The sequence below is a fragment of the Gorillibacterium sp. sgz306347 genome (assembly GCF_059735245.1).
Genome location: NZ_JCAPET010000027.1, coordinates 49,931 through 63,630, shown reverse-complemented (window position 1 = coordinate 63,630; position 13,700 = coordinate 49,931). Strand labels below are relative to the sequence as shown.

Here is a 13,700-nt window from a genome sequence, read left to right as displayed (position 1 = left end):
TTGTACGGGAATGGAACAGAACGAAATAGCAGTCCCTAGTGTTGGACCAACGCGGGCTGAGTCCCGGAAGAGTCGAACGTCGCCAAGCAAACGCGAAGCGCGTTGGACCAACGCGGGCTGAGTCCCGGAAGAGTCGAACGTCGCCAAGCAACGGAAGAACCTGTGCAACCTGCGCAGGTTCTTTTGTTTTGTACGGGTGATGCGCAAATGGGACGATCCATAAGGAAAATAGCATTTTCTTGACAATGGTATTGGGGCAGAAGTCCAATCAGGAAGCTAGCGGGGCAGACCGATGATGAGCTGGAGTTGGCGCAACGCGGGCTTAATCCCGAATGAGTAGATTAAATGCCGCCAAGGAATAGAGGGGAGTTGCACAACTTGCCCAACTACGTTCAGGTTCTTATCTTCGTCAAACGCAAGACAGGACGCGACGGATAGGCAAGACATTCATTCCGGGCACGTATGGACGATTGTAAAGAAAATGACATAAGTTCAATCGCTTGATCTGATTCAAAGGGTTAAAGAAGCGGTATAAAAGGAAAACAGGAAGCGGATAATGAAACGGAGAGCGGTGATTTTTTTCGGCCAGAAAAGGTTTGGGGGGCTTGCTTGAAAACCGGCGAAAACGTGGTATAATATTTTCAAGGTCAAAGAAAGTCAAAGTCAGGTGAATTCCTGATCAAGACTTTGTAGACAAAGCAAACAAACAACGGAGGGTGAGCTGATGCGCAATGCTTCGGATATTATTGAACAGTATCTCAAAAATATTCTGATGCAGAGCCCTTCCGGCATTATCGAAATCCAAAGAAATGAGCTGGCTGAACGGTTTCAATGTGTCCCGTCCCAGATCAACTATGTGATCAGCACGCGGTTTACGCTGGAGAAAGGCTACATTGTTGAAAGCAAACGCGGCGGAGGAGGGTACATTCGAATCCAGAAGGTGCAGTTGTCGTCCCATGGGGTTATTCTGGATCATATTCTCGGGACGATCGGGTCGCAAATCGACCAGACCGCTTCGGAAGGGCTCATTTACCAGTTGGAGGAGGGCGGGTTTGTTACCGCTCGGGAGGCCAATCTGCTGCGGGCGGCGGTTTCCAGAGAGATTCTGCTGCTTAAGCTGCCGCTTCGCGACGAAATTCGTGCCCGCCTGCTGAAAGCGATGCTGCTCTCCTTGCTCAGCCAATGTTAGGGGGGGATACCGATGTTGTGTCAGGAATGCGGGAAACGCCCGGCTTCGCTTCATTTTACCAAGATTGTCGGCGGAGAGAAGACGGAATCCCATTTGTGCGAAACCTGCGCGCGGGAAAAAGGTGAGATGATTCCCGGTACGCCCAACGGTTTTTCCATTCACAATTTGCTTTCGGGTCTGCTGAATAATGAAGCCTTTATGGCTTCGGGGGCATCCAAGCCGCAGGCCGAGCGTTGTGAGGAATGCGGGTTGACGTATGCCCAGTTCAGCAAGCTGGGCCGGTTCGGCTGCAGCTCCTGCTACAAATATTTTTCCAGCCATCTGGACCCGCTGTTTAAAAGGGTGCACGGCAGCGTGGCCCACGCAGGGAAAGTGCCTAAACGGGCGGGAGGCATCGTCCAGAGCAAACGGGATTTGGATACGCTCAAAAAGGACCTCGCCGAGCATATCGAACGCGAGGAGTTTGAGGAAGCCGCGACCATTCGCGACCGGATTCGCGAGTTGGAGAAACGGATCTCCGAGCTCTAAGGGGGTACGAAAGCAGATGATAGTGGATCGTTTTACCGAACAGCCGCTCAGCGAGTGGATGAAACGCGAGGCGCCGGACACCGACGCCGTCATTTCCAGCCGGGTTCGTCTGGCACGGAACCTGCGGGACTATGCTTTTCCCATGTTGGCCACGAATCAGCATTCGCGGGAGGTGCTGGAGAAAGCGTCCGCCGTGCTGGAAAGCGGCGAGCTGAAGGAAGAGAGCCAGTTTTCTCTTATTCCTTTGTCGGAGGTCAGCGATCTGGAAAAACGCGTGCTGGTGGAAAAGCACCTGATCAGTCCCAGTCTGGCCAGCGAGTCCCGGAACGGAGCCGTCATCCTGAGCGAGAACGAATCCGTCAGCATTATGGTCAATGAAGAGGACCATATCCGGATTCAATGCCTGGAGCCCGGGTTTCAAATCCGGGAGGCTTGGGAAACGGCAAACCGGATCGACGATATTTTTGAAAGCCAGTTGAATTACGCGTTTGAGGAAAAACGGGGATTTCTCACGAGCTGCCCGACCAACGTCGGAACGGGCCTTCGGGCATCGGTGATGCTCCATTTGCCCGCTTTGGTGATAACCCAGCAGATCGGCCGGATCTTATCCGCGGTGACGCAAGTCGGTCTGGCAGTCAGAGGGCTGTACGGCGAGGGCAGCGAGGCTTCGGGGAATCTTTTTCAAATATCCAATCAGATTACGCTTGGGCAGTCGGAAGAAGAAATCATTGAGAATCTGGACGGCGTGGTCCGGCAAATTATCGAGCATGAACGGGCCGCGCGCGGCAAGCTGCTGGCGGAATCGCGTTTTCGCGTGGCCGACCGGGTGTTCCGCTCCTTCGGAATCCTCTCCCATGCGGTGATCCTGGATTCGAAAGAAGCGATGCAGCGGTTGTCCGACGTCCGTCTCGGGATCGATCTCGGTTTGATCGACTGCCTGCAGGCCGAAACGATGAATGAGCTTTTGGTTATGACGCAAGCCGGCTTTTTGCAAAAGACAACGGGAGAGCTGCTGACGCCCGAAAACCGGGACATCCGTCGGGCCGAGCTGATTCGCTCAAAGCTCGCCGGCAAAGCCGATTGCGCGAAATAAAACATTTTTCAGAACAGACCTTATAATGGAGGTGCCATTGATTATGTTTGGAAGATTTACGGAACGCGCGCAGAAAGTGCTGGCATTGGCTCAAGAAGAAGCGGTGCGGCTGGGTCACAACAACATCGGAACGGAGCATATCCTGCTGGGTTTGATCCGGGAAGGGGAAGGGATCGCCGCCAAAGCGCTGATCGCCCTTGGACTCGGCCTGGAGAAAATTCAGGACGAAGTGGAATCCTTGATCGGCCGGGGGCAGGAGCAGCCGACGAACATCGCCTATACGCCCCGCGCCAAGAAGGTCATCGAGCTTTCCATGGACGAAGCCCGCAAGCTCGGCCATACGTATGTCGGCACCGAACATATTTTGCTCGGTTTGATCCGGGAAGGCGAAGGCGTTGCGGCGCGCGTGCTGAACAACCTGGGCATTTCGCTGAACAAGGCACGCCAGCAAGTGCTCCAGCTGCTGGGCAGCAGCGAGTCGGCATCCGCCAACCACGGCGCGTCCTCCAATGTGAATACGCCGACCCTGGACGGTCTGGCCCGCGATCTGACGGCTTTCGCCAAGGAAGGCAACGTTGATCCGGTTATCGGACGCAGCAAGGAGATCGAACGCGTGATCCAGGTGCTGAGCCGCCGGACCAAAAACAATCCCGTGCTGATCGGGGAGCCGGGCGTCGGGAAAACCGCGATTGCCGAAGGGCTGGCCCAGCGCATTGTGAACAATGAAATTCCGGAAACCTTGCGTGAAAAACGCGTCATGACGCTGGACATGGGATCGGTTGTGGCCGGCACCAAATACCGCGGGGAATTTGAAGACCGGCTTAAAAAGATCATGGACGAAATCCGTCAGGCCGGAAACATCATCCTGTTCATTGACGAGCTGCATACTTTGATTGGGGCCGGCGGCGCGGAAGGCGCCATTGACGCCTCCAACATTCTGAAGCCGGCTTTGGCCCGCGGCGAGCTGCAATGCATCGGGGCGACCACGCTGGACGAATACCGCAAATACATCGAGAAGGACGCCGCGCTGGAGCGCCGCTTCCAGCCGATTACCGTCGACGAGCCGACCGCAGAGGAAGCCATTCAGATCCTCTACGGGCTGCGCGACCGTTACGAAGCGCATCACCGGGTGAAAATTACCGACGAAGCGATCGTGCAGGCTGTGAAGCTGTCGGATCGCTACATTCCGGACCGCTTCCTGCCGGACAAAGCGATCGACCTGATTGACGAAGCCGGCTCCAAGGTGCGCCTGCGCTCCTACACGACGCCGCCGCAGCTGAAGGAGCTGGAAAGCCGGTTGGAAGACATCCGCAAGGAAAAGGACGCCGCCGTGCAAAGCCAGGAATTTGAAAAAGCGGCTTCCCTGCGCGACACCGAGCAAAAGCTGCGCGAAGAGCTGGAGGAAACCCGCAACCAGTGGAAGGAAACCCAAGGCCGCACGGACTCCGAGGTAACGCCGGAGGACATCGCGGATGTGGTCGCCAACTGGACGGGAATCCCGGTCCGCAAGCTGGCGGAAGAAGAAACGGAGCGTCTGCTCAAGATGGAAGAAATCCTGCACGAGAGAGTCATTGGGCAGGATGAAGCGGTCCGCTCCGTCAGCCGCGCCATCCGTCGCGCCCGCGCCGGCCTGAAGGACGTCAAGCGTCCGATCGGCTCGTTCATCTTCCTCGGCCCGACGGGGGTCGGCAAAACCGAGCTGGCCCGCGCTTTGGCGGAAGCCATGTTCGGCGACGAGAATGCGGTCATCCGCATCGACATGTCGGAATACATGGAGAAGCATTCCACGTCCCGCCTGGTCGGAGCGCCTCCGGGATACGTCGGCTACGAGGAAGGCGGCCAGCTGACCGAAAAGGTGCGCCGCAAGCCGTACTCCGTCGTTCTGCTCGACGAAGTCGAAAAGGCTCACCCGGAAGTGTTCAACATTCTTCTGCAGGTACTGGAAGACGGGCGGCTGACGGATTCCAAAGGCCGGACGGTAGACTTCCGCAACACCCTGATCATCATGACCTCGAACGTCGGCGCGGAGACAATCAAAAGGAATTCCACGCTGGGCTTCACTGCCGCCAACGATACGAGCAAAGAATACAACAACATGAAAGACAAAGTCATGGGCGAGCTGAAGAAGAGCTTCCGTCCGGAGTTCCTCAACCGGATTGACGAAATCATCGTCTTCCATAACCTGGAGGAAGCCCACATTCAAGAAATCGTGTCGCTCATGGCCGAAGACCTGCGCAAGCGCCTGAAAGAGCACGAGGTGGATTTCATCCTGACCGACGAAGCGAAGAGCTTCCTCGCCAAGGAAGGCTTCGATCCGGCGTTCGGAGCAAGGCCGCTGCGCCGTGCGATTCAGAAGCACATTGAAGACCGTCTGTCCGAGGAGCTGCTCAAAGGCAACATTGCCAAAGGCGACTCCCTCACCATCGACGTGAAGGAAGGCCAGCTGGAAGTAGCGCGCAACGCCTGAGCCATAGGCCGGCAAAGTGAAACGAAGCAGCAGCTGCGGCTTTAAGCAGCTGGAACGGCAGGGCCCGATTCCGCATTGAGCGGACATCGGGCCTTTTTGCCTACCGGAAACTTTTATTTCCATTGTTTTTTCTGGATAAATTGGGCCCTCCGCCGCCGGCAAAGGGTTTTCACCACGTTCTCAAAATGGTACACTTTTGGTTAGTCAACCACAGCGGGTCTTCCGCTTTTTATAGACAGGAGAAAGCAATGGCAAAAGCAAAAACGAAATTTACGTGTCAGGAGTGCGGGTACGAATCGCCGAAATGGCTCGGCAAATGCCCGGGTTGCGAAGCCTGGAACAGCTTTGTCGAAGAGCCGGACACGCCGGTGAAAACGCAGGGCATGAGCTTTTCCCAGCCGCTTTCCCAGGACCGGGCGATGGCGATTACGGACATCGAAGCATCCCGCGATCCCCGCATCCGCACCTCGAACAAGGAACTGGACCGGGTGCTTGGAGGCGGCATTGTGCCGGGCTCCCTGATCCTGGTGGGCGGCGATCCCGGAATCGGGAAATCCACCCTGCTGCTGCAAGCTTCTCATGCACTGACAAAGCAGGGGTTGAAGGTGCTGTATTTGTCCGGGGAGGAATCGGCGGCGCAGACGAAGCTGCGCGCGGACCGGCTGGAGGCGCTCTCCCCGTCGCTTTATGTGCTCTGCGAGACCAACCTGGAACGCATCGACGACGCGATCGCCAAAGTGGAGCCCGATTTTGTCGTCATCGACTCGATTCAAACGGTCTACCATCCCCAGATTGCCTCCGCTCCGGGTAGCGTATCCCAGGTGCGGGAATGCACGTCCCATTTTATGCGGCTGGCCAAAAGCCGGGGAACCGCCATCGTGCTGGTCGGCCACGTCACCAAGGAAGGAGCCATTGCCGGTCCGCGCCTGCTGGAGCATATGGTGGACTGCGTGCTTTATTTTGAAGGGGAACGGCATCATACGTACCGGCTGCTGCGAGCCGTCAAAAACCGGTTTGGCTCGACCAACGAAATCGGCATTTTTGAAATGCGCGAATCGGGCCTGGCCGAAATCGCCAATCCGTCGGAGCTGTTTCTTTCCGAACGGCCGAAAGGCGTGGCGGGCTCCACGGTTGTCGCAAGCATGGAAGGAACCCGGCCGGTGCTGGTGGAGCTGCAGGCGCTTGTTTCGCCGACCAATTTTCCTTCGCCCCGGCGGATGTCCACCGGCTTTGACTACAACCGGCTGACCCTGATCATGGCGGTGTTGGAGAAGCGGATCGGCCTGTTCCTGCAAAGCCAGGACGCCTACCTGAACGTGGCGGGCGGTGTCCGGCTCGACGAGCCGGCCGTGGACCTGGGAGTCGCCGTAAGCGTCGCATCCAGCTTTAAAGACCGGCCGACGCGCCCGGAGGACGTTGTTTTCGGAGAAATCGGGCTTACGGGCGAAGTGCGCGGCGTGTCCCGGATCGATCAGCGCATCCGGGAAGCGCAAAAGCTCGGCTTTCGCCGGGCCATTGTGCCGGCCCGGAGTCTGAAGGGGTGGACGCCGCCCGCAGGCATCGACATCGTCGGGGTGCATACGGTTGCGGAGGCGCTTGCCGCCGCGCTTGATTGAACAATCTCTTCATAAATAAGGGTTGAGCGGCCGATATAAGGTGAGAATAACAAAGAAACGCCGGAATATGATTAGACTTGCGCGAGAGAAAGACGGGGGGATATCGTGGCGAAGGAAGAAGAGATCAAAAGCAAGATTCTGAAGCTGGTGGCGCCGGGCACGCAGTTCCGCGACGGGCTGGAAAACGTGCTGCGCGCGAAAACCGGCGCTTTGATTGTCGTGGGCCAGAGCCCGGAGGTGATGGAGCTGGCGGATGGCGGCTTCGCCATCAATTGCGACTTCACGCCGAACTTTTTGTATGAGCTGGCCAAAATGGACGGGGCCATTATTTTAAGCGAAGACGTGAAGAAAATCCATTACGCCAACACGCAGCTGAACCCCGATCCCAGCATGCCGTCCAATGAAACGGGCATTCGGCACCGGACGGCGGAGCGGGTGGCCAAGCAAACCGGAAAGCTGGTCGTGTCTATCTCCCAGCGCCGCAATATCATTACCTTGTATCAAGGAAACCTCCGGTACTCCCTTAAAGATATGGGCGTCATTCTGACCAAGGCGAATCAGGCCATGCAGACGCTGGAAAAGTACAAATCGGTGCTCGATCAGACGCTGATCAACCTGGGGGCGTCGGAATTTGAAGAGGCGGTCACCTTCGAGGACGCGGTCCACGCTCTGCAGCGGGTGGAGATGGTTCTTCGCGTCAAAGCCGAAATCCGCCGGTACATCAACGAACTGGGCAGCGAAGGCCGGCTCATCAGCATGCAGCTGGAGGAGCTGGTCTACAACATCGAGCATGAGTCGGTGCTGCTCATCAAGGATTACTGCCGGGAGCAATCGGAAGAGAAGATCAAAGAGTTCAAGGCGGGCATCGCCAAGCTGTCTCCGGACGAATTGCTCGATTTTCATCACATCGTCCGTCTGCTCGGCTACACGGTCACCAGCACCATTCTGGATGAAACCATTGCGCCGCGGGGATACCGCGTGCTCAGCAAGATTCCCCGTCTGCCCTCCATCATCATTTCCAACCTGGTGGAGAAGTTCGAGTCGCTTCCCCATATTATCTCCGCTTCCATCGAGGAGCTGGACGATGTGGACGGCATTGGGGAAGTTCGCGCCCGCGCCATCAAGGAAGGGCTTCGGAGGTTTCAAGAGCAAGTATTCATTGACAGACAAATTTAAATTCCATACAATTTGTTAGGTTAAGGAAGCCGGCCCGGGCCGGTGATTGAAAAAGGTGGGCAGAGAATGCTGCGAAAAACGGTTCCCAGCATGTTTACGGTCTTGAACCTGTTTTTAGGTATCATCGCCATCATCCTGGTCCTGAACGACACGCCGGTGTTTCCCGAGATTGACAATTCCAATTTGGCCTCCATCATCATTATCATCGCGATGCTGATGGACGGCATCGATGGCCGGCTTGCCAGAGCGTTAAATGTGCAAAGCGAATTCGGCAAGGAGCTGGATTCGTTATCCGACGTCATTTCATTTGGCGTTGCTCCCGCTTTTATTATGTACGTGGTGGCCTACGGGGAGCTGAATCCTCCGGTCGCCTGGATCGCAACGGCCATCTTTCCGATTTGCGGAGCGCTGCGGCTTGCGCGCTTTAACGTCATCGAAGCGCCTCCCGGTTTTTTTGTCGGGCTTCCGATACCGGCTGCGGGCGTGATTCTTTGCACCCTGGCGCTTTTCCATGAAGGACTGTCGTCTTACGTGCTGGTAGCGGCTTCTTTGCTCCTGTCCTTCTTGATGGTAAGCCGGGTGAAATACCCGAGCTTCAAGAAAGTCCGCCTGACGCGCCGCGCCGCCATGATCGCACTCGGCTGCGTGATCGTCGCGCTCATTATGGTCATCCTGTTCCCGAACTATTTGTCCCGCCTCATTTTTGTGCCGCTGGTGATCTATGCGCTTTACGGCACGTTTATGGGGTTCAAGCGCAAGCGCTGACAGCTTCGGCTTCAAGCGCCGAAATCGGCTCGCCGGCTGACGGCGGGCATCCCGAAACAAAAGGAAAACCTCTCCAAACCGGTTCGAACCGGCGGAGAGGTTTTTTTGTTGGTTGCGTTAACCTGTCTTTATGCGCAAGGAGAGCATCAGGACATATTGAAAAAGCCGAGTGTCGCGCAGCGCTTTGATTCGTCCTCCAGCACCTTCTGAAGATCAACCCCGAGCAGGTTGCAGAGGGACGCCATGTAGAACAGATTTTTGCCAAGCTCGGAAGCGACGGCCTCCACGCAATTCTCGCACAATTCTCCGGTCATGTGCGTTTCCAGCACTTTCTTGGCGTCTTCAATTGTCATCTCGTTTGAATAATGCTGTTTGCCGGCGTGTACCTGGATACAGCCGCATTCGGTAATGGCTTTGGCGACGGAGCGCTGAGCCGCGGCGTTGGACTGGGTGTATTTGGACAATACGTCAAGGACGCTGCGGTGGCGGAGCAGAAGCTCCGAGACCTGGTCCTGGAATTGCATCAAGCTGAGCGAGTTCATCTTTTCACCCCGATGATAGGAATGGCGTTAAGGCCATTATAGCGAAACCGTTCCCATAATTCAATTTGACTTTCTTGGGCGTGAGCGGCGTCCGCGGCCAAGGTTTAGTCGCGGCGCGATTGGACCATACTGGTAAAAACGGAAAACGGGATAACCGCATCCGTCGCATACAAAAGAAAGGAAAGGTGAGATGCATGAAAAAAGGATTGCGGCTGATCGCGCTGCTGGCAGGAGCTGCGGTCGGTTTTTACTGGCATTATGAAATCGGTCTGTTGGCCCGCCCGTTTGCCGGAGATTCATGGATGGACGGGAGCTTCTCCATCTGGTGGACGACCGGCGGCACCGCCCTCTTGTTCTGGCTGGCGGCCGCGCTGGGCGGTGAAAGCCTGGCCCGCTCCGCCGCGCGAATGGACGCTGCGCTGCGCCGGACGCCGGCCAACCAGCTTGCTTTTGCCGCCGGCGGGCTATTGCTGGGGCTTGCCGCCGCTGCGCTGTTGTACCCGCTGGCGGATTCGATTGGCGGCGGAAACCCGCTGCTGCCTTTGGCGGTGACGGCGCTGCTCGCCGGAACGGGGTACCGGCTGGGCACCGCCAAGCGTGAGGAATTCCTTGCTTCTTACGAACGTTTGACAGGCGGAGACCCGCAGGAAGAAGAAAAGAGGGAAGACTACAAAATTCTCGACACCAGCGTGATCATCGACGGTCGAATCGCCGATATCTGCAAAACCGGGTTTATCGAAGGCACGCTGGTCATCGCTGCATTTGTGCTGGAGGAGCTTCAGCATATCGCCGATTCGTCGGATCTTTTGAAACGCAACCGGGGACGCCGCGGGCTGGATATTCTGAACAAGATCCAGAAGGAGCTCGACGTTAACGTGCTGATCTACGAGGGGGATTTCGACGACATCTCCGAAGTGGACAGCAAGCTCGTCCGGCTGGCGAAGGTGCTGCACGGCAAGGTGCTGACCAACGACTTTAACCTGAACAAGGTATGCGAGCTGCAAGGCGTATCGGTGCTGAACATTAACGATTTGGCCAATGCGGTGAAGCCGGTTGTTCTGCCGGGCGAGGAAATTGTGGTGCAAGTGATCAAGGACGGCAAAGAGCACGGCCAGGGCGTCGCTTACCTGGACGACGGCACGATGATCGTGGTCGAGGGCGGCCGGGACTTTATCGGTACCACCATGGAGGCGATGGTGACGAGCGTCCTCCAGACGTCCGCCGGCCGGATGATCTTTGCAAAGCCCAAGCTGTTGGAAAAAGCGCAATAAAACGGTATGATAAAAGCAGCCAAAGGCGGGCCGGCGGTGCGAATGAGCACGGACCGGACAACCGGGCTGCTTTTTTTGCGCGCCGCTTCGGCGAGCAGCGGCAGCCCGTCCGTCTTCAGCGGCGAAAGGCAGGACCGGACTGTGCGCTTGCTGCGCGGCTGCCGGTTCGGAAGGCCGCTTTCGCCACTCGGGGAGGAATGACATGGAAACCACATTCGGCGCGGTGGTGGTCGCCGCCGGCCGGGGCACGCGCATGCGCACGGCCGAGAGCAAGCAGTTTTTGCCGATCGGCGGGAAGCCGGTTTTTCTTTATGCATTGGAGCTTTTTGAAGCAATGGCGGAAGCGGCAAGCATTGTGCTGGTTACAGGCGCTGCCGACATCGGGCGTTGCGAGTCGCTGATCCGCGAGCGCGGCCTCCGCAAGGTGACGGCCGTCGTGGCCGGCGGCGATGAGCGGCAGAGCTCCGTTTTCCGCGGTCTGCGGGCTTTGCCCGCGGGCACGGAGTGGGTGCTCGTCCATGACGCCGCCCGTCCCTTCGCGGAGCCGGCCGATGTTCTGGCCTGCTGGCGCCGCGCCCGGACCTGCGGAGCCGCCGTGCTGGCCGTGCCGGTCAAAGATACGATCAAGCTTGCCGGTCCTTCCGGCCTTATCGAATCCACGCCGGACCGGAGCCGGCTCTGGGCCGTTCAGACGCCGCAGGCGTTCCGGCTCCGCGACCTGCTCGCTGCGCATGAGAGCGCCGAGCAGGACGGGTTTATCGGCACCGACGACGCCATGCTGCTGGAGCGGGCCGGCCTGCCGGTCGCCATTGCGGAAGGCGGCTACAACAACCTGAAAATCACGACGCCGGAGGACCTGGAATGGGCGGAGACCTATGCCGCCCGCCGGAGCAAAAGCCTTGCGGCTGAAGGAGAGATGACATGATACGGGTAGGACAAGGATTTGACGTTCACGCCTTTGCGGAAGGCCGCAAGTGCATCGTGGGCGGGGTGGACATTCCGTTCGAGAAAGGGCTCGCCGGCCATTCCGACGCAGACGTGCTGCTGCACGCCGTAGCGGATGCGATTCTCGGGGCTCTTGCGCTTGGCGACATCGGCAAGCATTTTCCCGATACGGACGCCGCCTACAAGGACGCAGACAGCCTGAAGCTGCTGAAGCGGGTCTGGTCGCTTGCCAAGGAGCGGGACTACCGGCTCGGCAACCTCGACGCCACGATCATTTGCCAGCGGCCCAAGATGGCCCCTTATATTCCGCGCATGGCGGAAATTATCGCGGGAGCGCTTGAGGCGGAGACGGAACAGGTCAACGTCAAGGCGACGACGACGGAGAAGCTCGGGTTCACGGGGCGCGAGGAAGGAATCGCGGCTCAGGCGGTTGTTTGTCTTTTCAAAAATATGCTATCATAGCCTGTACGGCTTCTTTATGAGAGAACGGAGGAATCGCACGATGAATCAACCGGTACGCGTGCGCTACGCGCCCAGCCCGACCGGGCATCTGCATATCGGGAATACCCGGACGGCGCTGTTCAACTACCTGTTCGCCCGGCATCACGGGGGACAATTTATTATCCGGATTGAAGACACGGACCTCAAACGCAACGTGCAGGGCGGAGAGGAAAGCCAGCTTAACTACCTGAAATGGCTCGGGATGGAATGGGACGAAAGCGTCGACATCGGTGGTCCGTACGGCCCTTACCGGCAGACGGAGCGGCTGGACATTTACCGGACCTACTGGCAGGGGCTGCTTGAACGCGGCCAGGCCTACCGCTGCTATTGCACGGAGGAAGAACTGGAGCGCGAGCGCGAGGAGCAGGCGGCCAGGGGCGAAACCCCGCAATACTCGGGCCGCTGCCGCCATCTGACGGACGAGCAGGTAAAGGCGTTTGAAGCGGAGGGCCGGGTGCCCAGCGTCCGCTTCCGTGTGCCGGAGGGGCGTTCCTACCCGTTTACGGATATGGTTAAAGGCGACATCGCGTTTGAAGGGGACGGCATCGGGGATTTTGTTATCGTCAAGAAGGACGGCATCCCGACCTACAACTTCGCCGTTGTGGTGGACGACTACCTGATGAAGATTTCCCACGTTCTGCGGGGGGAAGAGCATATTTCGAATACCCCGCGGCAGCTGATGCTGTACGAGGCGTTCGGCTGGGAACCCCCGGTTTTTGCCCACATGACCCTCATCGTCGGCGAAAACCGGAAGAAGCTGAGCAAGCGGGATGAATCGATCATTCAGTTCATCGCCCAGTACGACAAGCTCGGCTACCTGCCGGAAACACTGTTTAACTTTATCGCCCTGCTCGGCTGGTCGCCGGAAGGCGAGGAAGAAATCTTTACGCGCGAAGAGCTGATCGCGGCTTTCGACGCCAACCGGCTGTCCCGCAGCCCGGCGATGTTCGACACCGCGAAGCTGGCCTGGATGAACGGCCAGTACATCAAAAAGCTGGAGCCGGAGCGGCTTACGGCCCTCTGCCTGCCTTATCTCCAAGAGGCTGGACGCGTGTCCGCCGAGCCGGATGAAGAAGAGCTGCGGTGGGCGGCCCGCCTGATCCGCTTGTACCGCGACCACCTGAACTGCGGCTCGGAGATCGTAGGGCTTACCGAGCTTTTCTTCCGCCCGGATGTAGAATACGAGGAAGAGGCGAAGACGGTGCTTGCGGAGGAGCAGGTGCCGGCGGTGCTAGGGGCGTTCCTTGGCCTGGCGGAAAGCGCGGAGGGTTTTGAGCCAGAGGCGGTCAAGGCGATGCTGAAGCAGGTCCAAAAGGACACGGGCTTTAAGGGCAAGCAGCTCTTTATGCCGGTCCGGGCCGCCCTGACGGGACAAACCCACGGACCCGATCTGAACGAAACCGTGTTCCTGCTCGGCCGGGAGAAAACCGTCGAACGGCTGCGCGCCTTGTTGTCATAAAGCGGCGCATTGTATATACTAAATACAAAATCGGACGAAAGTCCGCATATGGCAAGGCATTGACCGGAAGAGTACAGCCGGGCAGGAAAAACCAGAGAAGATACCCGACGGCGGCACCCGCGTGTCCGCCCGGGCTGCGAGGTATCGT

General features: G+C 58.0%; 13 protein-coding genes. 12 read left to right on the top strand and 1 reads right to left on the bottom strand.

Annotation, left to right across the window (positions count from 1 at the left end; all coding sequences use genetic code 11):
- Nucleotides 1–724 precede the first annotated feature (724 nt).
- The 7 genes from AC6I6H_RS15170 to pssA all read left to right on the top strand — a co-directional run bounded on the left by AC6I6H_RS15170 (nucleotide 725) and on the right by pssA (nucleotide 8,834).
- Nucleotides 725–1,189 carry a CtsR family transcriptional regulator gene (locus tag AC6I6H_RS15170; RefSeq protein WP_497954755.1) on the top strand — a complete coding sequence of 155 codons (465 nt, stop codon included), beginning with the start codon at nucleotides 725–727 and terminating at the stop codon, nucleotides 1,187–1,189.
- A 12-nt stretch (nucleotides 1,190–1,201) separates the two neighbouring features.
- Entirely contained in the window at nucleotides 1,202–1,717 is a 516-nt protein-coding gene (mcsA, locus tag AC6I6H_RS15165) for a protein-arginine kinase activator protein McsA (protein ID WP_497954754.1), read from the top strand.
- Between the two features lie 16 nt (nucleotides 1,718–1,733).
- Nucleotides 1,734–2,810, top strand: a complete 1,077-nt coding sequence (gene mcsB / locus AC6I6H_RS15160) for a protein-arginine kinase McsB (protein ID WP_497954753.1) — start codon at nucleotides 1,734–1,736, stop codon at nucleotides 2,808–2,810.
- Nucleotides 2,811–2,850: 40 nt separating this feature from the next.
- Nucleotides 2,851–5,277, top strand: coding sequence for an ATP-dependent protease ATP-binding subunit ClpC (clpC, locus tag AC6I6H_RS15155; RefSeq protein ID WP_497954757.1), 2,427 nt, complete (start codon nucleotides 2,851–2,853; stop codon nucleotides 5,275–5,277).
- A 248-nt stretch (nucleotides 5,278–5,525) separates the two neighbouring features.
- The gene (gene radA, locus AC6I6H_RS15150; protein WP_497954752.1) at nucleotides 5,526–6,893 is read left to right on the top strand and encodes a DNA repair protein RadA; all 1,368 of its coding nucleotides are present in this window, start codon (nucleotides 5,526–5,528) and stop codon (nucleotides 6,891–6,893) included.
- A gap of 105 nt (nucleotides 6,894–6,998) precedes the next feature.
- Nucleotides 6,999–8,069 (top strand): DNA integrity scanning diadenylate cyclase DisA, encoded by a 1,071-nt coding sequence (disA, locus tag AC6I6H_RS15145; RefSeq protein WP_497954751.1) that lies wholly within the window; start codon nucleotides 6,999–7,001, stop codon nucleotides 8,067–8,069.
- Nucleotides 8,070–8,135: 66 nt separating this feature from the next.
- A complete protein-coding gene (gene pssA / locus AC6I6H_RS15140; protein WP_497954750.1) occupies nucleotides 8,136–8,834 on the top strand; it encodes a CDP-diacylglycerol--serine O-phosphatidyltransferase in 699 nt (232 codons plus the stop codon).
- Between the two features lie 146 nt (nucleotides 8,835–8,980).
- Here the strand turns inward: pssA and AC6I6H_RS15135 are convergent, their stop codons facing one another.
- Complete coding sequence (locus AC6I6H_RS15135) at nucleotides 8,981–9,376, bottom strand: DUF1573 domain-containing protein (protein ID WP_497954748.1); 396 nt, start codon at nucleotides 9,374–9,376, stop codon at nucleotides 8,981–8,983.
- Between the two features lie 194 nt (nucleotides 9,377–9,570).
- Between AC6I6H_RS15135 and AC6I6H_RS15130 the strand changes: the two genes are divergently transcribed.
- The 5 genes from AC6I6H_RS15130 to gltX are packed head-to-tail and all read left to right on the top strand — an operon-like array spanning nucleotide 9,571 to nucleotide 13,552.
- Nucleotides 9,571–10,647, top strand: a complete 1,077-nt coding sequence (locus AC6I6H_RS15130; RefSeq protein WP_497954746.1) for a PIN/TRAM domain-containing protein — start codon at nucleotides 9,571–9,573, stop codon at nucleotides 10,645–10,647.
- Nucleotides 10,648–10,683: 36 nt separating this feature from the next.
- On the top strand, nucleotides 10,684–10,848 hold the full coding sequence (locus AC6I6H_RS15125) for a hypothetical protein (RefSeq protein WP_497954743.1): 165 nt from the start codon (nucleotides 10,684–10,686) through the stop codon (nucleotides 10,846–10,848).
- A 1-nt stretch (nucleotide 10,849) separates the two neighbouring features.
- Nucleotides 10,850–11,572: a 2-C-methyl-D-erythritol 4-phosphate cytidylyltransferase gene (gene ispD / locus AC6I6H_RS15120; protein WP_497954741.1), complete on the top strand. Its 723-nt coding sequence runs from the start codon at nucleotides 10,850–10,852 to the stop codon at nucleotides 11,570–11,572.
- Complete coding sequence (ispF, locus tag AC6I6H_RS15115; RefSeq protein WP_497954739.1) at nucleotides 11,569–12,054, top strand: 2-C-methyl-D-erythritol 2,4-cyclodiphosphate synthase; 486 nt, start codon at nucleotides 11,569–11,571, stop codon at nucleotides 12,052–12,054. Before ispD ends, ispF begins: the two co-directional genes overlap by 4 nt.
- Nucleotides 12,055–12,094: 40 nt before the next feature.
- A complete protein-coding gene (gene gltX, locus AC6I6H_RS15110; protein WP_497954736.1) occupies nucleotides 12,095–13,552 on the top strand; it encodes a glutamate--tRNA ligase in 1,458 nt (485 codons plus the stop codon).
- The last annotated feature ends 148 nt before the right edge of the window (nucleotides 13,553–13,700 follow it).